Source organism: Pontiella desulfatans, assembly GCF_900890425.1.
Lineage (GTDB): Bacteria > Verrucomicrobiota > Kiritimatiellia > Kiritimatiellales > Pontiellaceae > Pontiella > Pontiella desulfatans.
The window spans coordinates 20,397-47,389 of sequence record NZ_CAAHFG010000003.1 but is presented as its reverse complement, the minus strand read 5'-3'; the positions used below and the strand labels follow the sequence as shown (position 1 = coordinate 47,389).

Here is a 26,993-nt window from a genome sequence, read left to right as displayed (position 1 = left end):
ATCCTGGCTTGGGTTTTTCCGCCAAAACAGTGGTGATTTCCGCCAAACAGAATTGGCGGATCGCAACAGGGTTCAAGGAATGAACGGGACGCCAGCCTATTTAGCGTCGCGGTACTGGGAGGGGGTCATGCCGTGCTTTTTCTTGAAGATTCGATAGAAATTGCTGAGGTCGCTGAACCCCACATCGAAAGCGATATCGGTCACATGCATCTGGGGATCCTTCAACAAGGTCTCCGCCTTTTTTAGGCGGTATTCCGCAATCATCTGAACGGGCGTCAGATCCACCAAAGCCTTGATTTTGCGCTGCATCGACCGCTGGCTCATGTTGAGTTCGGAAGCCAACGAATCCGTATTAAAACCGGGATCGGCACAACTGGCCTTAAGGATACGGCACAGGTTTTCCCAAAACGCGCGGTCCAAGCCGCTGCGAAGTTCCGGAATCTCCAGCATTTCCGAGATTGGATCTTCCCCTGTGGAATGCGCAAACTCGTGGGCGAAATGCCTGCGCAAAAGGCGGCGCGTCTCCAGCAGGTTGTTTATGCGCGCCCGGAGCAGCAGCATATTGAACGGTTTGGTCACATAGTCGTCGGCGCCCGTCTGCAAGCCCTCTACCTGACTCTCCACCGCCGTCTTGGCCGTCAGCATCACCACCGGGATATGGGCGGTTTCCACCCCGGACTTCAAGCGACGGCAGAGTTCAATCCCATCCATGACCGGCATCATGAGATCGGTCACGACCAGGTCGGGTATGGCCTCCAGGGCTTTTTCCAGCCCCTCCTTACCATTCGACGCCTCCACCACCTGATAGTCTTCCTCTAGATCGGAAGCGACCAGAAGACGGTAGTCCGCTTCATCCTCAACCAACAGGATGACCGGAAGTTCTTCCGAATGATCGAACCCGCTGTTCGATTCATCATTTCGTTCACTCATGTTGCTCTCCGAGATTGGAAATATGAGGCAGTTCCATGGGCAGCAGCACCGTAAAGCGGGTTCCGGGACCATCCGGTGACGAATGGATGGGGCTCTCGGCATGAATCTCCCCGCCCCACAGATCGACCAGCTCCTTGGTGAGGTTCAGGCCGATTCCAGAACCGTCCACGATCGACTTTTCAGGAATGCGGTAAAAGCGGTCAAAGATGCGTGACAAGTGCTCGGGATCGACACCGGGGCCCGTGTCCTCGACGATCAGGGAAAGCATACGTCCACGGTCGGCATCCTCAATCGTTTTCAGTTCCACCACAACGTTTCCGCCCGCCGGAGTATACTTGAGGGCGTTGCCCACCAGATTGGAGGCCATCTTCCTGAGCTTATCCGGATCGAACCATCCTTGGCTGGCGTTCTCGCAAACAATCCTGCAGGAAATCTGGTTCCTTTTTGCGAGTGGCTGCAGGAGTTCGATGCTCTCCCGCACATGCCCGGCCGCGTCCCCTTCCACAACCTCAATATGGATTATTCCCCGTTCGAGCTTGCGGAAATCCAGGATCTGCGAAACCAGGTTTTCAATGCGGTCGGCGTTGCGCATCGCCATATCGAGCAGCGTTTCCTTGCGCGGATCGGTCTCTTTTTTCAGCAGCCGCCCCAGCGGTTCCTTGATCAATCCGAGAGGCGTGTTCAGCTCGTGCGAAATATTGGTGAAGAACCCGGTTTTCATCTGATCGATTTCCTCCAGATGCAACGCACGATCCTTCAACCGTTTCTCGTGGAAATAAATCAGCATCCAGATGAACGCCACCGTCCCGCCACCTATCAGCAGCACCATGGCAATGAACCAAGGGCGTTGCCACACCGCCGGAACCACCGTGAACCGACTCAGCGCCGGGGTCGGGTCTATATTGAAATCACGATCCCGGGCGCGGACTTCCAAGGTATGCCTTCCGCGCCCCAACCCGACAAACGAATGGTCGGCTTCACCGGAGAACGACGACCATTCTCCCCCGTTCAGCCGCCATGAAAACTGCAACTTCTCCGAAGGCGTATTCAGCCACGCATCTTTCCCTGACCAGGAAACATGGAGGTTCCCGGCGGAGTCGATTCGATCTAGATGGTCGACAATGAAAGTGTCCGGTGCGAGTTGGTCAGGCCTGTAACGAACCGTACGGAATGGATCCTTCCCTGCCAGATTGACGTTCATCCGCAGCGACCGTATATCCTTTTTGTTGAAATTAAACCACATGGCGCCATCGTTCGATTCGCGCATGCTTCCTCCCCGGTTCGACATACCGAAGTCGGCCGAAAACACCGCCCCCGCCCAGCTCCTTCCGTCGAACCGGCTGATACCGCCATCGGACGCGGCGAGCAACGTTCCATCGTGCATCGGCAGCAGATCCACAACCAGCCTTCCCGCCAACCCCTCCTCTGCGGAAAAATTCCGCCATCCATCCCTTTCCTTGCGGTAGACACCGGACAATCCGTTGGCCGCCCATAGGCTTCGTGCTCCATCCACCACAAGGTCATGGGTGAACATGCCGGGAAGCTCTGAGACGATCCGTCTTTCCCCAGTCGCGATGTCAAACGTATAGATGGTTGGCGATCCGATCCATAGAAGGCCGTCATCCGTTTGGGCGAACCGGTGGATGGCGTAAGGGAATTGAGGGGGGGCATACCGTTCCAAAAGCTGGACGGCTCCGCCGTCGAGCACCTCGTATTGAAGTGCGCCGCCTGCCCCCGGTGCATTAATTTTGTCGCCCATGCATCCGAGCCAAACCGTACCGTCTTTGGCCTCGAATGCGCCACCCGCCCAGATCAGCTTTGCGAAATCACGCAATTCGTGCCGAGTCCAGCCCGATCCATTATAGACGCTAAAGGCCGCGCGCTGATTGTGGTTGCCGACCGCCCAGACCAAACCGTGGCTGGATGCGTGCAATGAACGCGGGAAATCGATCAGTCCATCCTGTATATTATATTCGAGCCAACGATCGGAGGCCGGATCATACGACACCACATGATGATTCTTCGTTAAATACCATTGCCGACCGTCGTCCGTTTCGCACTCGAAATGCAATCCCTCGTAGGTCAGCCACTGGTCCCTCCCCATATCCAGCGTATGCACGTTCCCCCCACGTTCAAGTACCCACGCCTTTCCATTCGCGGTCTCGAATAGCGACAGGAAAATATTGGGAAGCCCAAGTTGAGTTGCGGAATACATCGGATCTCCAGGACGATGCAGCGCCTTGAGCGTCCCCGCGCCCGCCGCCCAGATACCCCCGCTCCGATCCCTCATTACAAAATTATACCCGAAGTCGGACAGGTTCGTCATTTCCCCCGATCCCGTGGAGGGGTCAAACAGAAAGACCCCATCCAGCCGGCTATCGACACACCAGATCTTCCCGGACATATCGGCGCAGATACGTGGTTCACTTGAGATTTTCTTCATATCCAACCGATAGGTTCGCCAATCCTGCTCTTCCCTCACCCGTCCATTCCGAAGCGGAATATGGATCAGCTCCGGGCGTTCCGAAGACTTCGTTCGTAGCACCCACACATCGCCGCTCAAGTCATGGCAAAAAGAAGCCAGGGTTTGCGATCCCTCAGCACGAAGTACGACCTGCCGCTTCGTTAAATCTTCGCTGAACCGCCAAAGCGCGCCGGGCATCAGCAGCCATACCGCGCCATCCTCGGACTGCACCAACCGGCTGCCGAAAATGGAATGACCCGCATCCCGCTGAATCACCTTCCACGCACCGTCCGTCCTTAGCACCAGCCCGTTCTCGACCACAGCAACCAGTCCGCCGTCCCGCATGCATAGCACGCTTTTTCCCCAAGGCGCTCGGTTCGGATCATGCGCGATGCCCGACAACAGCCCATCATCAAAAGGAATGCGCTCGATCTGCCGGCCGTCATACCGCGCCAACCCGCCAATGCAACCGAACCAAATCGAGCCATCCGCCGCCTCGTCTATGGAAAGGATGTCCAGATCGGCCAGTTCCTCCATCTCCCGCCACCGCCAAGGCTCCAGTAGCGGATCGGCAATGGACGGCGTGTAAGGCTCAACCGCTAAACAGCACAACGGAAACCATAGGCCTAAAACTAGAATCTTCCACGTCATACAAAACGCATAGCATAGCAACGCAAACCATTGCACGAACGTTTTACCTAGCCCTCGCTGCAAACAACATTTGGGTTACCATACCTTTGAACCCTGCCTATCCGATTAACACAGGCTAGGTCGAATCTTTCGATTCCCTTGCGGCTTTATAAAAGTTTTGCACAGTCGGAGACTCCACCTGGACCGCAATTTTCAGCACACTCTCGAAGCCTACCATGGGCCAGAATCGGCGATTGAACCGGAATACGAATTCGTTGAGATAGCCCTGCAAGTGCGCCGAACTCACGCCGTGGTGTGTTCCCAGAAGCCAGGCATCAAGATTTCCGAATACAATGTGAATCATCGGAAGATGCTGGTCCGTTTTGGCCTGATCCCCTCTGATGGGCACGGCGATGTGTTTGTACCCCAATCCATGCAAGTTGTCATAGCCCGTCCATCCGTCGGTTCGTACTTCGGCTTTCTTCTGGACGTTGGTCACAAGGATCGGCTCCAGCGTTTCCTGCTTTCGGTTGGGAACAACCTGAAGCCGCAACCTTCCCGCAATAAAACTCCGTCCATGTCCTCCCTGATGCTGTGGACGCTGCCCTGATGGCAGGTTCGGATCAGGCCCCAGAGCCTTCTTGCGAGGCATAACTTCCACCATACCAACAACAAGTGTTTTGTGATGCCGTCCCCGGCCCTCCCCTTGGGTTGTGCCACCGACGAACGTCTCATCCACCTCAACGGGCCACTTGGAACCAATTCGGTCTCGCTCTGGCCGAACCATAGCCATGCGCAACTTGTGCAGAATCAGAAACGCAGTTTCGTAACGTTTGATACCGAGCTGCCGCTGGAATTGCAGAGCACTCATACCCGGGGTCTGCGTCGTCACCAGGTAGGCAGCCCAAAACCAAATCGTCAGGGGGAGTTGTGTTCGGTGCATAATTGTTCCTGCTGTGAGGCTGGCCTGATTCCCGCATTGCCTACATTCCAGCACGCGGGGTCTGGCTCGAAGTCGCCAAGGGTCACCGACGTTTCCACAGGACGGGCATTCGAAACCCGCTGGCCACCTGACATGCTCCAGATGGTGCAAGCAGGATGACTCATCAGGAAAGCGATGTTGAAACTCCAACAGGGTTCGAGGGTAATTCGACATGCGTTAGGGTGTGCCAAAAACACCAACCTGTGTCAATCGGATAGGCATGCTTTGAACTATGTGTGTGAAAAATTCAATTTCACCAACCCTTCGTGGGGGTCGTGGGGGAAACGCCTCTTGCTCTAGATAACCAATTGAATACGGACAACTTACACATGCCCCACGACAGACAGACTCTTCATAGAGTTACACGGGGCTTCCGGGTTGACGGAGGGGAATCGGCCGGGATATAGAAAATGGAAATGGTGGTGGGCAGATTTAGGGGGTGCTCCTAAACTGTCACTAAACCTAAGCAGCAAGATCAGCAGAATTCCAGAGCATGGGAAAAGTGGTATTGATGGATTCGTGGAATCCACCACAAGGGCTGCCTGCAGGCAACAGTCTCGCTTCACAAGCTCGCTTCAGATCCATCCCCCACCGTCATTAGAAGCCACTGCCAGAAAAATGTTTGTCAAATGTTTGGCAAATTGGCTTTCTTTATCCCCATTTATCATGCGCTATCACGCCTTTGGGAAATGTGCCAAAAAACAATAAAAGGCCGTATTCACTAGGAAATACGGCCAAAAAAGTGGCGCAGCCATCAGGAGTCGAACCTGAAACCTCCTGATTCGTAGTCAGCATTCGTACTTTTGGAACACTGTTCTAAATACGTTACTTACAGATTTACCAATAGCCAATAATGCAACCATTATGCAACCAACCTTGATTACCACCTGATACCCCTGTACGGTAGTCGGACTTTTCAGGAGTCCTTATCATGAACAACAACAACAACAACAAGCCCAACATTAAAGACGACGGTTTTGAACTCCATGCCGGCTATCGCATTAGACAACTGACCTCCAAAGCCGGAAAAAGATACCAAGTCGACCTTGGCCGCTCCACCGGCAAACACATCCGCCTGTCTTTTGAAACGCTCAAGGCAGCCCGAAAATGTGCTTTTGAAAAGAGCAACGAAAAAAAGAACCACGGCGTTAAGATTCTTGGATTTACCGACAAACAACGAAACGATGCTGTCACCGCCCTAGAGATCCTGGGACCCTATGGGATCAACCTGAAACAGGCGGCCAACTTCTATGCAAAGCACAATCAGGTCGTCGATCACACCAATGGAACTGGAGAGCTTTTACGGCAGTACCTCGAAGCCCAAGAGCAGCGTAAGAATATCGGTGAACTCCGAGAGAGATCCTATAAAGAGTGTGTCCAGCACCTTAGCAAATATGGAGGTTCAGAGGGACATCTAGCCATTGACACCATTAGCGCAACTGATATCGACACATGGCTTGATAATCAAAATTTCGGAGCTACCAGCCGAGATAATCACCGTCGCTATATCAGCGGCTTCTTTAACTGGTGCCTGGATCAAGGCAAGATCACCGCAAACCCGGTTCTGCGCACTAGAAAGATTAAGAAAGTAACTCACACCCCCGAAATTTACAGCACGAAGGACGTAAAGACTATTTTTGGGGCCTGCACTGCATTCATTACCGAGCCTGGCACAGACGGAAACGGCAAGAAGGTGCGCATTAGAAAAGTGAAGCTCGAAGGGAAAATGGTCGTGCCCGATAAGACAACCCTGATTCCATATATGGCTCTAGCCTTCTTTGCGGGTATACGCCCCAACGAAATCACTCGACTGAGATGGAAGGATATCGATCTACAGTTGGATGAGATCCATGTAAATGCGGACACCTCAAAAACCTCGACGGCCCGCATTGTTCATATCTCAGCCAATCTAAAGAAATGGTTAATTCCATACCGAGGTGATGACGACGCACTGGTCTTCCCCTATTCCGATACTGTGCTTCGCAGTTGGAGACGCGCCATATTCAAGGATCTCGATGTTAAATACATCCAGGATGGAGCTAGGCACTCTTTCGCGACTTACTATCTTGCACTGAACTCCATGGACGACACGATTCAGGAGTTGGGACACACTGATACCAAGATGCTGTTTAAGCATTACCGCGGCTTAGCGAAAAACCGAAAGAATCAAGCCAGGGAGTATTTCAAGATCGCACCCGCAAAAGAGGCCAAGATCATTCCTATGACGAAAGCGGTATAGTCTTCAGATATTTACCTGGTAATGCGTACTGCGCCCGCTTCCCTCAGGAATTAACACTGTTTTGGCAACAAGATCCTGCAGATCGCGGGTAGCTGTGGGCTTGGTTGCTTTCGTAATCGCCATGTATTTTTTTGCCGTCATACCGCCCTCGAACCCAGCAGCCCCCTGAGCGAGCATACGGCGAACAGCCTTCAACTGCCGAGCGTTGAGCTCACCTTCAACTCGGTCAAACAACCTGGTTTTCTTCAGGGTGAATTCAATTTCGGTCTCCGCCTGCGTTTGAGCATTCATCAGCATGTTCACAAACCACTCGATCCACTCCGTTATCCTACCGGCCTGTTGAGCCTGTTTTAAGGTATCATAATAACCCTGCCGGTCCTCATCGATGGAACGCGACAGGCTCATAACCACGGGTCTGCCTAATCCCTGGGATAACACCTTTTCGGAAAGGGCCCGGCCGATGCGCCCATTACCGTCCTCAAACGGATGAATGGACTCGAAGTAGAGATGGGCCAGGGCAGAACGAACGGGTGCATAACAAATTTCATCCTGCGCCCTCGGTGCCGTAGCATTAAACCATTCTACAAAGCGTTTCATTTCCCCAGGAACCTGCGGCGATGGCGGGGCTTCGTAGTGAACCTGCTCGCTGCCGACTGTACCCGATACAATCAACATGGGCTCTGAATGCGAGCGCCATGCTCCCGACTTTACATAAGCGTTGCCTTTCATGAGCATCGAGTGCCATGTGAACAGCATATTTCGGCTAAGAGCACGGGCGAAATCATCCCTGACACAAACCATCAACTCCGCAATTCCCCTTGCTCGGGAGTCACTCACATGCCTGGGCCTCGAAGGTATACCGAGATTATTCTTAATCGAGGACATCACGTCAGGACGACTAAGCATTTCGCCCTCGATCTCAGAACTTTTTACAGCCTCGGCAACCATCAACTCAATGACGGCATCCATCCGGAGTGATTCAGGAAGGGCGGACAACAAACCGTCAACCCGGCCCGTTTTTTCGGTAAAACGGATCATTTTCTCCTGAATTCCTGTCAAATCGTATTGGAATTCAGGCCAATTATCCTGTTGCCAGATATATTTCATGAGCCGTTTATGGCACTTTATCGGCTCACAAAGAAAGAATATAATGAGCCGATTAATACTGTTATTCGGCTCACTTCCTCGGTTCCCAGCTTGCTCTGAAACCTGAAACAATCGGCCAGCGTCTATTCCGGGGAGTAGACTTGAACCCGGACGCCATCGACAACATGCGTTTCGATTCCGGAATCATAAGCAGCTCCGGCAAACCAGCGGGCATCAAGCGGCGGATAATCGAGCCTGAGCAGGCTCGTGTTGCGCGGTACCGCCACAGAAACCTCGTATGGAATCTGCCCGGTGATTTCATGAAATGAGAGCGCAGAAACCAGGCAGACCACCGCCTCGGGGCAGCGCAGGGACACAGTTACCAAATCGGGGTTGCCCAGTGCCGGGAGATCAGATAACCGGTAGACACCACGTGATACCAGCTCAATATCCCCGCGGTCCCGCAGGGAATAGAGCTGCGGCCGGCTTATGCCCGCCGCAAGCGCTGCATGCATGCGCAACTGCCGCCATGCGCCTCAAATATCTGCCTGATGCCTGCCTTCATTTAAAGACATAATTTCCACACTAATTAATTTAATGCTGACTATATGTCCTTTTAGAATTTTCATTGCAAACACTATCAGTTTCAGTTGGTCCCCTGCGCTTAACCCCGATTTTCGGACCACCGGCTTAAGTGGAACCTGCGTCCTCAACATGGTACAAAAGGACGCATGGAAATGGGAAGAAAACGAAGAACATTCACGGACAAGTTCAAGGCCAAGGTGGCGATTGAGGCCATCAAGGGCGTGAAGACATTGGCGGAGCTGGCATCGGAATATCAGGTCCATCCGAACCAGATTTCGGATTGGAAGAAGCAGTTGCTTTCGAATGCGCCGGATCTTTTTGCATCGGGGAAAAAGAAGCAGGCTCAAACGGAAGAAGAGCTTACGGCTCCACTTTACGAAGAGATCGGGCGTCTGAAGATGGACGTGAAGTGGCTCGAAAAAAAGCTATGAGCCTGCCGCTTTCAACGCGCCGCAGCTGGGTGGAGCCCGGCACCGATTATTCGGTTCGGCGGCAGTGTAGGCTCGCAGGCGTCCCCAGATCGGGCTTCTACTACGACCCCGCCCCGGAAACGCCGGAGAACCTGCTTCTGATGCGTTTGATCGACGAGCAGTATCTCCGGCATCCGGAGTTCGGCTATCCACGCATGACGGACTGGTTGCGTGATCAAGACTATGATGTCAATCACAAGCGGGTCGCCCGCCTCATGCAGCTGATGGGGATTCAGGCCATCACGCCCGGTCCGCACACGAGCAAGCCCGCCCCGAGGCACAAGATCTACCCTTATTTGCTGCGCAATGTGGACATCGAACGGGTGAACCAGGTTTGGAGTACGGACATCACCTACATCCCGATGCGGCATGGATACATGTACCTGACCGCCGTAATCGACTGGTACAGCCGCTATGTGCTCGCCTGGGAGCTCTCAAGCACCATGGAGAGCACGTTCTGCGTTGATGCGCTGGAGCGTGCGCTGACGCAGGGGAATCCGGAGATATTCAACACCGACCAAGGAAGCCAGTTCACCTCGAACGCCTTCACCGGTGTCCTGTTAAACGAGAACATCACCATCAGCATGGACGGGCGAGGCCGGGCGTTGGACAACGTATTCATCGAACGACTGTGGTGGTCGGTGAAGTATGAGAAAATCTATCCCGCATGCTATGCCGACGGGCATGCGTTGCATCGGGGCCTTGACAGCTATTTTAAATATTACAACCACGAGAGGAAGCACAGCGCTCTGGACAAACGCACCCCCGCCGAGGTATTCATGGAAGGAGCAGTCAGAACATGATCGCAAGTGATGCCGTCGCTGCGCTCCGCCCTCGGCCCTCCGGGCCGCCCCTTCGGGGACGGGCTCCGCTCCGCGACGGCATCATGGAAGGGCGGCTCGTTGGCCGCCAGAACACGGAACAGGGAACCGCAGGTTCCACCTTAAGTTCACCGATCCGTGGTTTAAGATTGGGGGTAGGCGCACCCACTGAATATACAAGCCGGATACCCTAAACCTATTGTCAGACCGAACATCTTGGTCCGTCATCAAAACACAGGGATGTCATTTGTGACCACAAAGGAAGAAAACTTAAGCACAAGCTACTAGACCTAGCTGCCTACGCCTTCTATCCCGCTCTGTTCTCTTCTTTTCCCGATCCTCCAACCTCTGCCGATTCCCGAGGTCGACCTCGAGGGGATTTTTTGGAGAAGCATCGCAGTCTTGCAACTCCCCCTTACAGAACCGATCCCAGATTTTTGAATACCAGTAGTCCACCGCCGTAATCGCCAGGTCCAGGTCATACCTTTCCTTCAGCCAGACCTGTATGCTTTCATGTCCTTTACCCCCGCTTATCAGACCGGCTGTCAGATGCTCGACTAAATCGACTACCATTTCCTCGGTAAGTGCTGGAGCGCGAGTAGGCTTGTACCGATTGCTACCCAGCGCAAAGGGACCACCTTCGCGCCAACGCTTCACCCAGTTCGTCACACTGGCCCGGCTACACCCGACAAGCTCTGCGATTTCATCGGTTGTGTACTTTCCTGATAAGGCAAAAAGGATGACCTGATACCGGCGCTTAACTTTCCAGTTTTTCTGGAAATGAGCATCGTCGATATGATCAAGAAGGTCTTCACGGGAGTAGGTACTGGAGGTGATTTTAAGTTTCGGTCTCATAATGATGAATTATAACAAACCGCAGCTTAAAAAACACTGTTTATCCCAGTTAATATAAAGTTATTATCACTTGACTACAAACAGGTTATCGCACATTCAGCAGACCACCAACAACCTCGTAGTTATCGACGGTGATACGCCCGGTGAAGTTGGAATTAACGGAACAAGTTCAAGCTTGCCTTGAAAAGTTAACCCGCACACATAGCCTGTGCCCGTCTTGCCGGGTATTCCCATGACTCAGCAGGTGTGCGTGCATTGGAAATCGAACGAAGGCCACATGTAAGACTGATGCTCACTCGATGTGAATGGAAGCCGCGTGACATTGATGAAGAAGCGCTCAAGAAAGATATGTCCCGCGATGATGTCACCCTTTGGCTTTCACGTATGATTCAGGATCCGGCTATTCCGATCCGGCAGCGGCTCTCAGCAGCACGACAGCTTACGAATCTTAATGGATGGGATGATCCTACGAAACGGAAGCCGGATGAGAAGTCTATATTCGCAGACATCATGAAATCGATTGATGGCGCCAGCACTGGCTTGCCGAGTGAACAGCAGCCTCCGATTAACTAGATGCATACAAATGGTCAACATGAAATGGTTCGAGCACCAAACGGATATCTATTCAACCCAACCCTCTACTCAATGTATGCAGGCATCTTTGCTGTGGATTAGTTCTCGGGGGACCTGGTTCGATTGAAATACACACCTACACCAAACGGAGATCTTTTCAGCCCAACCCTCCGATTTAGGTCAATGTTTTCAGGCACTATCGCTGCGGATTAGTTTTCGGGGGGTGCACCAAGGTTTTTCATCATTCTATTTTTTGCTTATTTATTATTTAACAACTCTTAAATTTCAGTAGCGAGTTGCCATCATTCCGCATAGCGAAAGTTGAAACGCCCGCCGGGGGCGGCATCGCCGCAGGTGTAGAAATCCATGATGTCGCCGGGGCGGTTGAGGTTGTCGACCCATTTGAATTCAAAGTCGAGGGAATCGCCAATTTTTTCCCGCTCAATGGCGAGTTCGAGTCTGTTGCCGTCGACTTTCCAATGGTTGGAATTTTGGGGATCGACCGTCAGGTCGTAGCCTTCCCAACCGGTGGCTTTATCGCGGTCGGCATCAATCAGCAGTAGCATCCAGGAGTCGCCTTCCGGTTTTGTTAAAGGCGCGACGGTTTCAACGCTGAAGCGAACAAATTCTGAATCATGCGTAACCGTTGCCTTGATGATGTCGTTGCGGCCCTGCTTATTCACATAATGCAACTCATCGCCCCACCCCGGATGATCGCGGTGCATGGTGTCGCCACGATAGTCGGTGTAGGTGCCCGAAGTATTCGGGGCATCCATGCCTTTGAATTTCCGGACATTGGAAATCAGCTGATAATAATAGAGATCGCCGTAGCCACCCTTCATCGGCTCAATGTCGCGGCTGCCCTCCAAGTCAAACAGATCGACGAATACCACCGGCGCTTCATAGTTGTGGAATTTTTCAAGCCGCATGGCAATCCACTCGTTCCAACCGGTGATAAAGATCAGCTCCGGGTCCTTTTCCAGCGCAAGATCCCACTGTTCCTGAAAGTTCAAACCGTATTTCCAGGCATCCGGTCGTTCATCCTGTTTCCCTCCGTGATAACTGCGCCCCATGGAATGCGGGTCGCTCAGCGCCGTGATTTCATTCGTCAGCGCATTCTGCGCCACACCGACAGCCATCTGCTCGGGCTGTCGCTTTGTTCCTCCAAACGTGTGCAGAGGATATTTTTCCAGCCAGGCCCAATGGTTTGGGTGCGACGGGGCATCGAAATAACTCGCCTTTGGAGCGCGGAAAGTAAAGAAGTCCTGCAGCTCGCCGGTTTCTTCCGGATAGGCCATAATCAGCGGCTTGCCCTTCCAGTAGAACCAGAGGTTTTCATAGCGCCCCGGCTTATAGATGTCTTCATACAGCGCTCTCACCTGTTCCGGCTCCGGCATAAAGCGGCAGAGAAACGCAATCTTCGGCACCTTCACACCATCCTTTTGCGCAGCATCGAACGCACGGAACAGGGCTTCGTAACTCTCCTTGTAGGTTGGGCCGTTGCTGGTATCAAAGATAATGGCGTCCACCCCGGCATCGGCCAGCATTTCAGCATGCTTGCGGAAGACCCATTCATCGGTCGAGCGATAATAGCCGAACAGCGGCTCGGCAAAATGGTGGTAGTGATGCAGCGGCCCCCAGGCCGGATGGTTTGCGTTGTTTATCGCCTCCGGATGCTCCGCCAGGATGTTGGAAATGTCATACACATCGCCTTGTTCATTCAAATGCTGGTAATGCCACATAAAATAAAACATCGCCACAAAGCGGTCTTCCCTCGGCGCACCGACCTCCTCAGAAGTCGGCAGCTTGCGGCCCAGCGAATCCGTCGCCGGAAAGGATGACGCCAAGGTGCCAACTGACGCCAACAGCGCCGCCAATAATAAAATTTTAAGCTTCATTTATTTCAGGTCCTTCCGTTATTCAAAATTCCATTTCTGTACCACCTGCCCGGCCTGCTCCAGCCGGATCCAGTCAATCTCCATCGTTCCCGGACCGCGCGACGGATCAATCCGCAGGCCACTCAGGGTTGCGGCAGGAATCTTCACCTCATATTCGTGCCACTTCCCATCGTGCTGTACCGGGAAATTCACCGTCCGCCCCGGGGCCGGTGTATTGTAATACAGACAGGCCGTTCCTGCAGCGTTTGACTTCATCCGCAGCCGAACCACCCATGAGCCGCCGGTGACCTTATCCATTTTCTCCAGCTCGAAGTATGGATCTTCTCCCGTACTCTCAACAACCAGGGCTCCGTTTTCCTGATGGATCATGCACGTTCCCGATGCCTTCCAGCCATCAATCACCCCAATCACTTTCTGGTGCTGTATCGGCACGCCGATATTTTCGGGAATATAATAGTTTGGATTGAAGGCCGGATTCGCCACAGGAACAACAACATCGGCACGCTGTATGTAGTCCTCAATCATCCCATCCAGCTGCTGCACCTTTTCAGGGAAAGCCGCCGCCAGATTGTTTTTCTCTCCGATGTCGTCCTTCAAATTATACAGCAGATAATCATGCGTCCCGTTTTCTCCATGATGGAACAGACGCAGCAGTTTCCAGTCGCCGGAATGGATGGCCATAGAGGGCGGCAGCCAGTCCGGCACCGCCTGTGGCGAGTGCGGGAAATAGGTGTAGATAGCATCGCGTTTCAATGCTCCGCCCCGCAGTGCCGGGGTAATGTCAATTCCATCAACGGCATGGTTTTCCGGCATGGAAATACCCAGCCCGTTCAACAGCGTCGGATAAAAATCCGTGGTCTGGATGATCTCATCGCTGCGGCTTCCGGGGGGCGTCACACCGGGCCAAACCACCACACAGGGAACGCGGATGCCGCCCTCGAACGGACTGCCCTTACCACCGCGCAGCGGCGCATTGCTCGTCGGAGTCGTCCCGTCGATCCCGTCGTACATGTTGCCGCCGTTGTCTGAGATGAAAATAATGATCGTCTCGTCGGCCATGCCCGCCTGGTCCACCGCGTCGAGCAGTGAACCGACGGCATCGTCGCAGGAATGCACCATCGCCGCATAGGTCGGCGAACGCTGCGGATCGTCGGGATCGATCTTCTTGCGGTATTCTTCGATCAGCTCCTGTTTTGCATCAAACGGAGCATGCACCGAAAACTGCCAGTAGTTCATGAAGAACGGTTTGTTTTTCGGCAAGGCGTTCATCCAGGCCACCGCCTCCTCCGCCATGCGGTCTTCGATGTGCTCTTTGGGATAATTCGCTTTGAAATCCGGATAGGCCCACGGAGCAACAAAACTGCCGGCCGGACCGGGACCGTGCCAATGCGGAACATCCACATCAAAGCCATGCTCCAGCGGGCTGTAGGGCTCCAATCCCACATGCCATTTCCCAAAATGTCCCGTTTTGTATCCGTCAGCCTGAATCAGCTTTCCAAGGGTTGGAAGCGCCGTGTCCAGCCGGGTCACCGAAGACGGCTCCACGGCTTTATTTCCCGGCGCATCTGATTTTTTTACCGAAGCATGCAGTTCAACCGCCGGCACATGTCCCGCCGGAGCGGTAAAGCCGATTCGGGCAGGCGTCTGCCCGGTCAGGATACCGGCGCGCGTCGGCGAACAGAGCGGGCTGGCCGAATAGGCGCGGGTAAAGGTCATCCCCCGCTTTGCCAGCCGCTCCAGGTTCGGCGTCTCATACAAACTGGTATGCCCGTACAACGTCGTATCGGCCCAGCCGAGGTCATCCGCCAGAATAAACACCACATTCATTGGCTTGGCCCAACAAAGCCCGGATACAGCCATCAAACCGCAAATAATCAATATTCTTTTCATTCAATCACCTGTTTCAATTCGAAAAACAACGCCCCTGGTGGGAGCACTGCTGCGGCGCGCTCCAGCAAATATTGGAATCATTCCGACCGGCACTCCTTAACTATCTCCATTCCGCCGTATAGAAGCTCTGCGGTTCCACGGCAGAACCGACCCAGTTCGTGCTCGGGGCCGTTGCAATGAATGTGGCGGCAGTGCTCCAGTTTACAGGGGAGAGGCGAGGTGACTGCAGTATATCTACCATAGCACCAGGTATAAGGTTGGTCAGGCCCCAGGTAATAGAGTCGGAGCCATGCTCTATGGACCCCGAGAATGCGGGCGGACTGTTCAGTTGGGTCTGAATCCGTTGCATCTCAGCGGCATATCGCCGGCCCAGCAGCTTCTGGCTTGCATTATCAAAGTGAAAATCATCAATGAGGGAAAGTCCCGCAGAGCCGGCAACGCCCGAGAAAGGAACCAGCCCGGGCAGCTGATTGATCTGACTATTGATTTGGAGGCTTACACTTTCATGTATTTCTCCTGCAACAAAAGGAAGATTCGGTTTGCCCAGATCGTTTCTCAGGTTGAAAACCAGGTTGGTCAGCTTGTTGATATATCCCGTGGGGATATCCCGATCGGCCTCACCCTGATGCCAGAGAATTCCTTTGAGTGTTGCATTGGTCTGCGCGATCTGCGCGCGCCGAATGGCTTCGTTATAATAGGTGCCGCCTTTAGCCCATAGATCGATCGATGTTCCTCCTCTGGCATTAACGACCAGCCCGATCGAGACGGCGCTGTTGCTGGCAGCCATCGTCTGGGCAAACGTGTATCCGGGATTCAGTTTCTGCAGGCTAAGTTCTTTCCGGATGGTTGAATACTGATTGAGCGGAATTTCGGCGGGTTCCCAGATGTCCGATCCGTTTAACAGGAACGTTCCGTCGATTATCCCCTCCTCTTCACTGGTGTAGGGAGCACGCCCGGCCATATTCGACTGACCGATCAGAAGATAGACATGAAGTTTTTTCGGATCGGTCGGGATTTGGGGCAGCGGAGGTGTGGTAATCAGAGTGACCTTTGCCGGCGTGCTGGTACTCGTCGCATTGACCGCGCTGTACCAGAACGAATTAGTTGCCACTCCGGGAGCCGTGTAATCAAAGGTGCCGTCAGCGTTAAATGAAAGCGTGCCGTCGGTCACATTGGTGACCAGAACGGCAGAGTCTGCCAGGAGATCGTTGCTCAGGACAGACGGTGCATTCGTAATGGTAATTTCACCAGCCGGAAGTTCATACAGGTCATCATGGGCCACCACGTCGGTGCCGGTCGCCACCACATCGCTGAGCGCGGTACCGAAGCGGAACTCATCAATCGCCTCCTCCGGACTGTAGTAGGGGCAGATCGCGAGATGAAGATAGGACATGTTCAGGGTCAGGTTGTTGAAGGTTCGGGTGGCCTGTTGAACCGATGCGCTGTCATAGAGGGTCACGGTTACCGAATCGGCACCCGCCGAGCTGTAGTCGAACTGCAGCAGCGCCAGATAGGTTTCCTCCGCATTCACATTGCCCGAAGCAAGGAGCTCTGTGATGGTGCCGTTGGAATAAAATGAAATAGCGCCCGCATTGAGGCCGATAAAGGTGGAGGTGGAACCGGTGATGAACACATCGTACCTTTCCGACGGCCCCAGCCCGGCCCATAACGTCCCCGTTGTTGACGACGCCGTTTTCCGTAACAGTATGCTCATGTAATATGTGCCGTCGGACGTCGGGGCAGAAGTCAATGCGCGACTGACGCGGCGGCTGAGATCGGCCCTCCCTCCCTGAACCGAGTATCCCCGGATTGATCCATTCATTGCGCTGCCGGCAGACATGGCGTGCGTCAGGCTGACGCCGTTTTGCGCCTGAACGGCGCCCGTCTTGTAGCCAATCGCATCCCATGCACCTGTAAAGCCGCTAACCCCGACGGAGGGGTTCTGTGCGCTTCCGTTATCGATAGACCCGCCATTAATGGCCGTGTCGTAGTAAGACGGGGCTCCCCCGGCCTGCGTTGCAAACGAATCCGTGGCGATGAGCGCGGCCTGCACACTCGACGTCCACAGCATGCCTGAGTAGATAAGCAGGCTTTTCAGCGCTGCCAGGTCAAATCCTGTTCTTTCCTGTATCTTCATCATATCTCTTCTCATCTCCATCAAGCCCTGACTAAATAATCTTTAAAAAGGCATGTTGTTGCACAACCGCCTAAAGCCGGAACAACATGCCGTTTCCTCAGCCGGCGTCGCTGGCTCAAAGCTGCATTTTATTTGTAAATATCACTTTATGCATACTGGTGAATTCATTTTCGCTGTTCCCATGGAACTGAACACGAATATATTTGTTTGTGATTAGCGGCAGATCATGCAGGTCGGCAAACCGGGTTTTTCCACCGATTCCGCGATAGATTTCCGTCCAGGTTTTCTGATCATCGCTGACCAGCACCTCGAATGGATAGGTTCTTCCTGCACCGTTATACCAGATGAAGCCGATCTGATTGAATTCTTCGCGGCACAGGAACGTCAATGCGGGATCTTTTTCGTTCGTGGCCCAGCGAGATTTATGATCGCTGTCCAACACATTTTCCGGCGGATGCCCCGGTTGGAAACGGGGTTGGCCGACCAGCTCGACAATGTCCAGCGATTGAACGGATGAGGAGTCCCAGTTGCCGTTATCATTCAGGACAATCACCTCGCCCAGCCGGATGTCGTCCTCGTTATAGGAGTCTGCAATAATGAACTCGAAGAGGCCGGGTTCAACCACCCACTGGTTATCCAGATTCATCATTTTCAAATCGCGGCCCGCATCCAGCACCAGGGTGACCTGTTTCGCTTCACCAGCTTTCAGATGAACACGCTCGAACCCTCTCAACTGTTTTTTAAAGGGCGAAACCGACGCGACCACATCCCTGACATAAAGCTGGGGAACGACGTCGCCCGCACGATCTCCGCTGTTTTTGACGCTGAATGAAACAGAAATTTTGGCAGCATCGCCCTGTCCTTCGACAAAAATCTCCAGATCATCGTATTCAAAGGTCGTGTAGCTCAGACCATATCCAAAATGAAACAGCGGGTTATCGACATAGGCATTTCCACCACCAATCCAGGAGAACTGACGGTAGGGAATCGCCAGCGGAAGCTGCCCGACGGTTCTTGGCGTAGTATAAGGGAGGCGACCGCCAGGGTTGTATTTCCCCGATAAACAATCTGCTAAAGCAGTGCCCGCCGCCTCGCCAGCAAAGAAGGTACTTAAAATCGCGGGGATCCCATCCTGCGCATTATTCAAGACAACAGGTCGCCCATTCAACAAAACCAGTACGACTGGCCTGCCCGTTTCCACCAGCTTCTGAAGGAAGACCTCCTGAAGGCGCGGGAGAGTCAGAGCCGAGCGGCTGACACTCTCCCCGACGGTTTTCCGGGAATCCCCCATACAGACAATAATCAGATCACTCTTGCGCGCTTTCGCGACGGCTTTATCGATCTCAGCAAGCTCTTTTGCGGAGGGCTTATAATTTCTCAAGATATCCGAATCGGGGAACTGCTCTCCGAAAAAATCGCAACCGCGAATGTAATCGACCTGAGAACTGCCGGCAAAGGCGTCCCGAATGCCCTGAAGAGGCGTCACGATTTCTGAACGGTGAGGTCCATAATGCTCCTGCATCAAACTGGCATCATCCGCGGAGGGGCCACAGACCAGAATTCGTTTATATTTACTGGACTCCAGCGGCAAAAGGGAATCCGTGTTACGCATAAGCACCACAGACTCGCGTGCAGCCTGTAAGGCAAGGAGGCGAGCCTTATCTGTGCGAATCCGCTCAGGCGCATCATCGAGCCCGATATAGGGATTGTCAAAAAGTCCCATCCAGAACTTCACATAGAGCACATCACGAACCATCTCATCAATCGTTTCCACGCTGATCAACCCCTCTTCAATCGCCTCTCTCAATGGATTTAAAAACTTTTCAGGCTGTTGAAAATTGGTTCGCACATTGTTGCCTGCATTCACAGAACGGACAATCGATTGTTTGGCATTCTCTGTAGTCGCATGGTGGACGTGCTGAAACCAAATGGCACCACTGTCACTCACGACATAGCCCTTAAATCCATAGGTATCGCGTAGCAAATCGGTAAGAAAATAGTCACTACCCGCGACTGCTTCACCATCATAACTGGCATACGTGCTCATCACCCCGAGAGCGTTCCCCTCCATAAAGGCTTTGCGGAAGGGTTCCAAATGAATCTCATGCATGGAGCGGAACGGAATCAGGCAATCGCCGCGTACGTTATCCTTACCACCATAAGGTGCCGAATAAACGGCGAAATGTTTCGGTGTAGACACTATTTTTTGGTCCTGCAGCCCTTTCACATGCTGCAAACCAAGCTCACCCACCAGATACGGACTTTCTCCATAGACCTCACGACATCGCCCCCAGCGCGGGTCCTGCAGCACATCCAGAATGGGTGAGTACACATTGCTGTAGCCCAGCGCCTTCGCCTCCAGCGCCGTCACTTTACCAATCTCGTACTCTAGCTGGCGGTTAAAAGTCGCACCGCGTCCAAGCTGATTTGGAAAACTGGTGCAGTAGTTATGGCACAGTCCCCGGATGCCCTCATTCGAAAAATCCACGGGAATACCCAGCCGCGTTTCCTCAACAAACCAGCGCTGATGCCTCCGGATAAATTCAACATGACCCGCGGGATCGGTATGTTTGCCGCCGTGCGGAAAATTACCCTGCTCATCAATGTTCGCAACGCCGTCCTTCCAGGATGCCTGCTTCCATGCCTCGGAGGGGTATTCATCTTTCAATACACGGCCCCAACCGTACAAGGTCACCATCTGCCCCGTCTTTTCATCCATCGTCATCTGCGAGAGCAGGTCGTCAATGCGGGCATCGATGTCCGCTTTTGAATCCTCATAGACATCCTTGCGGCCGTTCTTATTAAAATCAATCCAGTCCGCATGATACAGTTCAGCGGCCATAGAGGCAGATGCCGACAGGAAAATTGTTGCAATGTGTGTAGTCAGTTTAGTTGTCATAATATCCCATTCAAATCGTTCTCAAAATCCCTATTGCTCTGTTACCCCTGGAAATAGAACTGACAGAACCGCCAATAAACGCCAAAGGACAAGAATGATCAACACAACACAAGCGTCCTCTTGCACTACTATCCGGCATTTTCATGCATGGATGTTAAAAAATCGTTTTGTTATCCATCGGCCTGTCAACTTTCTTTTGGTTGCGGCTTTGCCGAGCTACATATTTCGTGGTTCATAAATCTACTGCGGCGTGGATTGCGATGCAAAAGGCTCCGGAGCATCGCCCCGGAGCCCTAAGTCGTTCAAACTCCGACTGCCTACATCATTATCCTGCGGATAAGTATCAAGCCGGCGGCGGACATCCCTAAGAGACCGATGGTAGCCGGCTCAGGAATAACGGATCCGTTGAGCTGGATGCCCTGCACGTAAGTACCTTTCTTGTCCGAGCTGGAATTGTCGGCAACATCAATATGAACCCGGAAATCTTCGACACCGGTGTAGCTGCTGATATCGTAGCTAAAGGTCTCCGGCGCAAGGGCTGTAGCGAGGGGATCAGTGCCAACGATGTGCGACATGCTCTCGGAACTATCGAGCAGGGTGTAGTTGGCTCCACCATCGGTCGAAATATAGATGCCGAACGTGGTCGTGATGTCGCCGGCCGCATTCCGTACAATCGTGGCGTCGAAAGAGAGGGTGTCCATGTCGAGCTGCTTGCCAGCGTCGGCCGTGAGGTCGAAGGCTAGGTATTCGTCATTGTTGTGTGTATTATCGATACCGGTGGCGCGTATTAAAAACCACCAGGAAGAGCTGCCGGGGTCGTATGTCGGGCCCGACGGCAGAACAGCATTACCAAAGCCGACGTCTCGAACATCCCAAGCTCCTAATCCGCTCTGGGTCATGCTTGAGGCGGTAACGCCCGAAACGGCAGGAGCCACGGATGGCGCCTGCGGCCCAGCGTAATCCACAGACCCGTCAATCCAGGCGCCGAGCAGATCGGCACTTGCTGCACCGACCAGCATCACGCTGGCTGTCATTAACACATACTTCATTTTTTTCATTTTCATTCTCCTTTTTCCTGTTTTGTTTCTGGTCAGTTTTCTCTTCGTTTTCATCTCTAAACTACTTCTCTTGATTGGGGGTTGATGCCTTCGGCGTCTTCTCCCCTGTTTTATCCCGAGTTTTGATTGGATAAGATGGGGTCGTTCCAAGCCCTTTTGCCGCACGCAAAAAAAACAGGGAAGACCCCATGAAAAATGATCTAAGGAAACTGCTTCGCTGGGTATGTCGCAAGCTTACCTACAACGATCTGGCTTCGGTGGTGCCGGTGCTGCTCGAAGTACTCAACGGTTCAAGGCAGGATATCGAACTCAAGCCGCAGGAAGTGCGGCCTCCGCACTATCGCCAGTTCCGGGTCGATCCTCAACCGCCGCTATGCGAACCATTGCTGCCGCACGCACCGCAAAAGGACTGGGAGGAGCTTCAGGCCGACCATTTGCGCGCCACGGGAAAAACAATCGCCAAGGTAGCGCGTCGGACGGGTTCGCCCATGCCGCCTGAAAAATGCCGATGCCGGCACTGCCATGCCCCCGTGCGCTATCTCTACCTCAACAACGGAAAGCTTGGGTCGCAGGTTCAGTGCAAGATCTGCAAAAGGACTTCGCCAACCGACAAGCCCCGGCGCGAAAGCAAGGCGCGCTACTGGTGCCCGCATTGCGGCTATGCACTCTTTCGATGGAAGGAGGATGGCCTGTGCACCGCCTTCAAGTGCCCGAACGACCACTGCCCCGTCTACGTACGGAACCTCGCCCAGCTCACGCCCGAAGAGCACGCCATGCGCAAAGCCGGAAACACCAGCCAGTTCAAGCTGCGCTACCTCTTCCGCGAATACCACTTCGCCTCGCAAGACCTTCCGCTCAAACGCCCCGAAGACGCCCCGGTCGATCTCAACCGCATCCACCACAGCCTGCATACCCTCGGACTCTGCCTCACCTTCTCCATCAGCCTCGGACTCAGCGCAAGGCTCACCGCCCAGGCGCTCGAACGCGTCTTCGGGATCCGCATCTCGCACCAGACCGTCGTCAACTACATCAAGGCCGCAGCCTGCCAGCTCGCCGACTTCACCGATGAAAACAGTCCCGTTCCCGAAGGAACCTGCGCGGCGGACGAAACCTACATCAAGAGCGGCGGGCAAACCCGCTACACCTGGCTCGTCATCACCGAAACGCGGCGGGCCATCTGCGGCTAAAACCTCTCCCAAACCCGTGGGGCCGAACCGGCGCTCGGACTCATCCAAAGCATGTGCGGCCCGCCGGACGCGCCCCGGGCCGAAGCCTTCGAACTCGTCACCGACGGCCTGCCGTCCTACGACAGCGCCACCGTCGCCTACAACACCGCCGCCGTGGTGGCCGGAGGCGAAGCAGTCCTGAATAAACGTACCGTCATCGGACTCAAGAACCTCGATCCCGAAAGCGAGACCTACCGCGTCTACAAGCAGCTCATCGAGCGGCTCAACCGCACCTATAAATACCACACGCGACCCCGCGCCGGCTTCAAGAGCTTCGACGGAGCCACGGCACTCACCACGCTCTTCGTCGCCTACTACAACTTCATGCGCCCGCACGGCAGCCTCGGCGGGCATCCGCCCGTCGCGATCGCCTGCCTCAAAGGCAAGAGGCTCTACCCCGACATGTGGGTCGAGCTCCTCCGGCAAGCCGCATGAACAATCAAAACTCGGATGTCAAAGAACACGAGGCTTTCGCCTCAGCTACCCACAGCCCCGCTGTGCGTCGCCGCCCTCATCAGGGCTAAAAAACAACAATCAAATCATCGCCGACACAGAAACCATCCCCATCAAAAGCCTTCTTTCGGCCCAGTAAGGGGACCCATCTCACCTTGCTTCTCTGCCATCGGCTCTTTCATCGAAAATTTTACAGAACCCCTGTTTTTGTTACAACTGATGACGCCGGGCTCCATATTCCCCGATGCCATCGCGAATTCTAAATCAACCCTCGACAGCCCAGCTCTTCCGCAACACGCCGGACTCGAAACTCTTTTTCCGCGGAGACGACAATCGCCTTCTCCAGCCTGCCTGACAGGATTCGGGATACAAGCGACGCAGAACCCCCGGAATGCTCTGCAATAACCTTCTGAGTCACCGGCCGGTTTAAACCGTTCTCATTCCGCATCTTCACTCAAAACCTCTAAAGCTCAACCAGTGCATTCATATCAATGGAATATCTATGATTTTATTTTTTTAAGATTCGCACAACCGGTGTCATTGTCAACTTTTAATTTCCCTCACCTGAAAAATCCATGTTTAAATCATGCGGGTCAATTTCGGCGGAACCCGTTTCAAAGGTTTCGCCGACATAATCCCACTCGCCCATCAGATTGGTACTTTGGTTCAGGCCATAGGGTAGGCCAAGGATGCCTGCGCCAATCCGGCAACGGCTGATCCACTACACCCGCTCATGGAATCCCGCCCACGCGGAAAAAAAGAGCACGAGCTTCGCTGATTTCTCCCGCGGCGGGTGCGACGGTATAGGAGTACATGGAGACATCGCCCCACACGGCATCGGTCACGATATTGAGGGTTCCTTTCGCGGCGGATACGATGGCAGGCGGCGGATTGGAGACGCCCGACAAATCCTGCCCGGGCGCGAACCAGCGGTCGAGGTCGTCGCTGTATTGCAGCCCAACCCTCGATGCAGCTGAATCGCGGATGGGGAATGCCACATCGACTATCGGGCCGACCGGATTCTGCACGATCAGTGTTGCTACCAAAGGAGCGTTCGCCACAGTCGGATCGCCGCCGTAGTAATATTCGCAGATGTTGTTTTGGCCATCCATATCCCAGTCGCCGTTCGGGTCGCGGATCAAGGGATTTGATGGCTCAGCCTGAAGCGCATTGGCCCACACATAATAGTCGTTCCAATGGGTTATTGTGCCGACCACCGGAACCGTGCCTTCGTTGACGGCATTGGTGTGCAGATCAACGCGCACAACCCCGTACGACGCGGGGGTGATCTCCAGTTCATACGACCTATTGGTGCCTGACAAGACGGCGAGACTGGAGTTGGAAACTGAAAAATCACCGAGCGTCAGCCCCGTTACGTCTTCGCTAAACTCTATGCCGACCGTGAAGGACTCGGCAGAGGTCGCCCATGGCGCAAAGAGACAGGCCGATGGATCCGAAGGCATCTCACCGATCACAGCGCCGCCATGGAGCACGATGTAGCTGCCGCCCAAATCATACTCGCCGGAATTGGGACCGCCGTTCCACATTCCGGGGATGACAATCAGGTCGCCTGACTGATAGCCGTAAGCAATGCCATTGACAACGTTGCTGACACCGGAGAGCATCGTCACCGTGTCGGCACTGAAATCCACCGCAGCCACAAGCAGGTCGGATGTGACAGGGGTGAAAGCCACATAGGAACTGTTATTGTCATATTCCCACGTTCCGCCATTGTTGCGGACCGCCACGAAGTGGTCAGCCTGGTAACGATTAGGCGGACTGGCCGAGAAGCGCGTGTGGATCGATTCTTTACTATACATGATGAAGCCGTCACCGGCAGCGGTTTCAATGCCGCCGACGCCACGCCCCAGAGGGCCGAAAGCGCCGGGCATGGACGAATCGAATTTCACCACTGCGACATGGCTGGGTACATTGGTCAGCCCCGATAAAGCCGTCGCACCGCCAGCCGGCAGGTAGACCGAAACAACACCATTGCTGGAGAGCGTCGGGGTGACCGTGAACGAATAGAGCGTACCACTGCCCGACAATCCCGAAACCGTGCCGTTGGAAACAACGAGATCCCCAAGATCCAGCCCGGTAACGCTCTCCGAAAAATCGAGGGTGGCGCCGAACGGGCCGCTGGCGGTTTCCGGAACGACAAGTCGGGGACTGATCATGCGGTTCGGAATGTCGTAAGCCCGCTCGATCAGGAACAGGGCATGCAGCTCGGCGACCTTGGCGCTATTGCTCGATGCCACATCAGTGGTCTCCTGCGGATCGGTCGCCAGATTATAGAGCGCCCAGTCACTTGCATGGGTAGGCTCGTTGCCATAGCGGACGATTTTCCAATCGCCCTGGCGCATTGCCCAGCGGCAGTCGTTTGTTGGCAACGCATTTCTCCAGAGCCAGTAGAGAGGGCGTGAACCGAGCGAATCGGCTTGGTGGATCAACGGGGAAATATCCATGCCGTCCCATTTTGGATCCTCCGCAGGGGTGTAGTCAACCATGGCCGCCAATGTCGGCATCCAGTCCACGATGTGCACCGGCTCGTCCACCACACATGGAACGATCTGCGAGGGCCAATTGATCAGACCGGGCACCAATATCCCTCCCTCATAGGTATCCCCCTTGTAGCCGCGCAGGGTGTCGGGTTGGTTGAAGTCGGTCAGTTTTAAATCATCCGGATAGGCGTTGCCGGCCCAGTTGACCTGCGGGCCGTTGTCAGACGAGAAGAAGATAATGGTGTTCTCACGCTGTCCTGTCTCTTCGAGCGCCTGCACAACCTGGCCGATGGCATGGTCCAAATGGTGGACCGCCGCAAGGAGGAGCCTTTTTTCCGGATCGGGCTCGGACTGGATTTTTCCCTGGGGATCGTTGAACCACGGAATGTTGTCCTCGTTCAGCCAGCGCGTGCTGTCGGCGGGATCCAGCTGCGTCGGGGTGTCGACAAACGGACCGCGTTCGTCGAGCGGGGTATGTGGAGCGTGGAACGGCAGATAAAGGAAAAAGGGCTTGTCGTGCTTTTGCTGGATCACACGAACCGCTTCGCGGGCAACCAAATCGGTGGCGTGCGTCCCGTTCTCGTAGCCAGGGATGATTTCGTGGTCTCGATGCCAGGTGATGGCCCATTCATCGTCGGCGACGTGGTAGCGATGGTTGTACATGCCTACCGCCCCCGCGAACGAGCCGTAGGCATGGTCGAAGCCGTGATGTAACGGCCCCCATTCCGGATGGGAACCAAGGTGCCACTTTCCGGCCATGTAGGTCTCATACCCGATCTCCTTGAGCAGGCTGGAGATGGTAAGAGCTCCGTGGGCAAAGCATTGCTCGTTGTTTGCCTGCTGTGCCTGAATTCCGTGGCGCGAGGGATACTGCCCGGTCATCAGCGCAACCCGCGTCGGGGAACACTGCGACATAACATAGTGGTTGCTGAACCGGGCGCCGCCTGCCGCCAGCGAATCAAGATTCGGCGTATAGACACTGAGCGGATTATTATAGCCAATGTCCGCCCAGCCCTGGTCATCGGAAATAATCACGATGACGTTGGGGCGGTTGCCTGCCGACCAACCCGTTGTCGAAGAGGCAGCCGGCGAAAGCGGATTGGTTCCGGCATCCTCAGCCCCAAAGGCCGGTATCGCCAACGCCACACCCAGCGCCATGACTATCATTGTTTTCCATCTTATTTTCATTGCTTACCTTCTCTGCGGTTCGCTGTATTAACAGGGTATATAGAGTGCACTCAATCCATATGGGACGCAGTAAAAACGGGCTGGAAGCCCAGCCCGTTCAGCGCAGCA

At 54.2% G+C, this 26,993-nt stretch carries 17 protein-coding genes; 5 read left to right on the top strand and 12 right to left on the bottom strand.

The features are described 5' to 3' along the window. Positions 1-96: 96 nt before the first annotated feature. From E9954_RS21225 to E9954_RS21215, 3 genes are all read right to left on the bottom strand, one after another. A complete protein-coding gene (locus E9954_RS21225) occupies positions 97-930 on the bottom strand; it encodes a response regulator transcription factor (protein WP_168442485.1) in 834 nt (277 codons plus the stop codon). Next, a complete protein-coding gene (locus tag E9954_RS21220) occupies positions 923-3,931 on the bottom strand; it encodes a sensor histidine kinase (protein ID WP_168442484.1) in 3,009 nt (1,002 codons plus the stop codon). Before E9954_RS21220 ends, E9954_RS21225 begins: the two co-directional genes overlap by 8 nt. A 229-nt stretch (positions 3,932-4,160) precedes the next feature. After that, the gene (locus tag E9954_RS21215) at positions 4,161-5,180 is read right to left on the bottom strand and encodes an IS1595 family transposase (RefSeq protein ID WP_136081302.1); all 1,020 of its coding nucleotides are present in this window, start codon (positions 5,178-5,180) and stop codon (positions 4,161-4,163) included. Positions 5,181-5,937: 757 nt separating this feature from the next. On the opposite strand from E9954_RS21215, the gene E9954_RS21210 reads away from it, so the two are divergent. Continuing rightward, positions 5,938-7,245, top strand: coding sequence for a tyrosine-type recombinase/integrase (locus E9954_RS21210; protein ID WP_136081301.1), 1,308 nt, complete (start codon positions 5,938-5,940; stop codon positions 7,243-7,245). Between the two features lie 3 nt (positions 7,246-7,248). On the opposite strand, the gene E9954_RS21205 is transcribed toward E9954_RS21210, so the two are convergent. Together E9954_RS21205 and E9954_RS21200 are read right to left on the bottom strand one after the other, a co-directional pair. Further along, entirely contained in the window at positions 7,249-8,352 is a 1,104-nt protein-coding gene (locus tag E9954_RS21205) for a Fic family protein (RefSeq protein ID WP_136081300.1), read from the bottom strand. Between the two features lie 122 nt (positions 8,353-8,474). Continuing rightward, positions 8,475-8,846 (bottom strand): type IV toxin-antitoxin system AbiEi family antitoxin domain-containing protein, encoded by a 372-nt coding sequence (locus tag E9954_RS21200; RefSeq protein WP_136081299.1) that lies wholly within the window; start codon positions 8,844-8,846, stop codon positions 8,475-8,477. Between the two features lie 222 nt (positions 8,847-9,068). On the opposite strand from E9954_RS21200, the gene E9954_RS21195 reads away from it, so the two are divergent. After that, positions 9,069-10,189 (top strand): IS3 family transposase gene (locus E9954_RS21195; RefSeq protein WP_407947718.1). Its coding sequence is split into 2 segments (ribosomal slippage): positions 9,069-9,332 and positions 9,335-10,189, totalling 1,119 coding nucleotides; the frame shifts between segments, so codons are not numbered across the junction. Between the two features lie 288 nt (positions 10,190-10,477). Here the strand turns inward: E9954_RS21195 and E9954_RS21190 are convergent. Then, positions 10,478-11,062 carry a helix-turn-helix domain-containing protein gene (locus E9954_RS21190; RefSeq protein WP_136081298.1) on the bottom strand — a complete coding sequence of 195 codons (585 nt, stop codon included), beginning with the start codon at positions 11,060-11,062 and terminating at the stop codon, positions 10,478-10,480. Between the two features lie 255 nt (positions 11,063-11,317). On the opposite strand from E9954_RS21190, the gene E9954_RS21185 reads away from it, so the two are divergent. Further along, positions 11,318-11,635, top strand: coding sequence for a hypothetical protein (locus tag E9954_RS21185; protein ID WP_136081297.1), 318 nt, complete (start codon positions 11,318-11,320; stop codon positions 11,633-11,635). Positions 11,636-11,937: 302 nt separating this feature from the next. Here the strand turns inward: E9954_RS21185 and E9954_RS21180 are convergent, their stop codons facing one another. From E9954_RS21180 to E9954_RS21160, 5 genes are all read right to left on the bottom strand, one after another. Further along, positions 11,938-13,533 (bottom strand): glycoside hydrolase family 71/99 protein, encoded by a 1,596-nt coding sequence (locus E9954_RS21180; RefSeq protein WP_136081296.1) that lies wholly within the window; start codon positions 13,531-13,533, stop codon positions 11,938-11,940. A gap of 18 nt (positions 13,534-13,551) precedes the next feature. Beyond that, the gene (locus tag E9954_RS21175) at positions 13,552-15,423 is read right to left on the bottom strand and encodes a sulfatase (protein WP_136081295.1); all 1,872 of its coding nucleotides are present in this window, start codon (positions 15,421-15,423) and stop codon (positions 13,552-13,554) included. A gap of 100 nt (positions 15,424-15,523) precedes the next feature. After that, positions 15,524-17,563, bottom strand: a complete 2,040-nt coding sequence (locus tag E9954_RS21170) for a sialate O-acetylesterase (protein ID WP_168442483.1) — start codon at positions 17,561-17,563, stop codon at positions 15,524-15,526. 112 nt (positions 17,564-17,675) lie between these two features. Beyond that, positions 17,676-20,459: a beta-glucosidase gene (locus E9954_RS21165; protein ID WP_168442482.1), complete on the bottom strand. Its 2,784-nt coding sequence runs from the start codon at positions 20,457-20,459 to the stop codon at positions 17,676-17,678. A gap of 317 nt (positions 20,460-20,776) precedes the next feature. Further along, positions 20,777-21,523, bottom strand: a complete 747-nt coding sequence (locus E9954_RS21160; RefSeq protein ID WP_168442481.1) for a PEP-CTERM sorting domain-containing protein — start codon at positions 21,521-21,523, stop codon at positions 20,777-20,779. 182 nt (positions 21,524-21,705) lie between these two features. Between E9954_RS21160 and E9954_RS21155 the strand changes: the two genes are divergently transcribed. Further along, positions 21,706-22,704: a transposase gene (locus E9954_RS21155; RefSeq protein WP_136081292.1), complete on the top strand. Its 999-nt coding sequence runs from the start codon at positions 21,706-21,708 to the stop codon at positions 22,702-22,704. A gap of 51 nt (positions 22,705-22,755) precedes the next feature. After that, a complete protein-coding gene (locus E9954_RS21150; protein ID WP_222847266.1) occupies positions 22,756-23,178 on the top strand; it encodes an integrase core domain-containing protein in 423 nt (140 codons plus the stop codon). A 749-nt stretch (positions 23,179-23,927) separates the two neighbouring features. Here E9954_RS21150 and E9954_RS21140 read toward each other — a convergent pair. Further along, positions 23,928-26,885: a sulfatase-like hydrolase/transferase gene (locus E9954_RS21140; RefSeq protein WP_136081289.1), complete on the bottom strand. Its 2,958-nt coding sequence runs from the start codon at positions 26,883-26,885 to the stop codon at positions 23,928-23,930. Positions 26,886-26,993 lie beyond the last annotated feature (108 nt).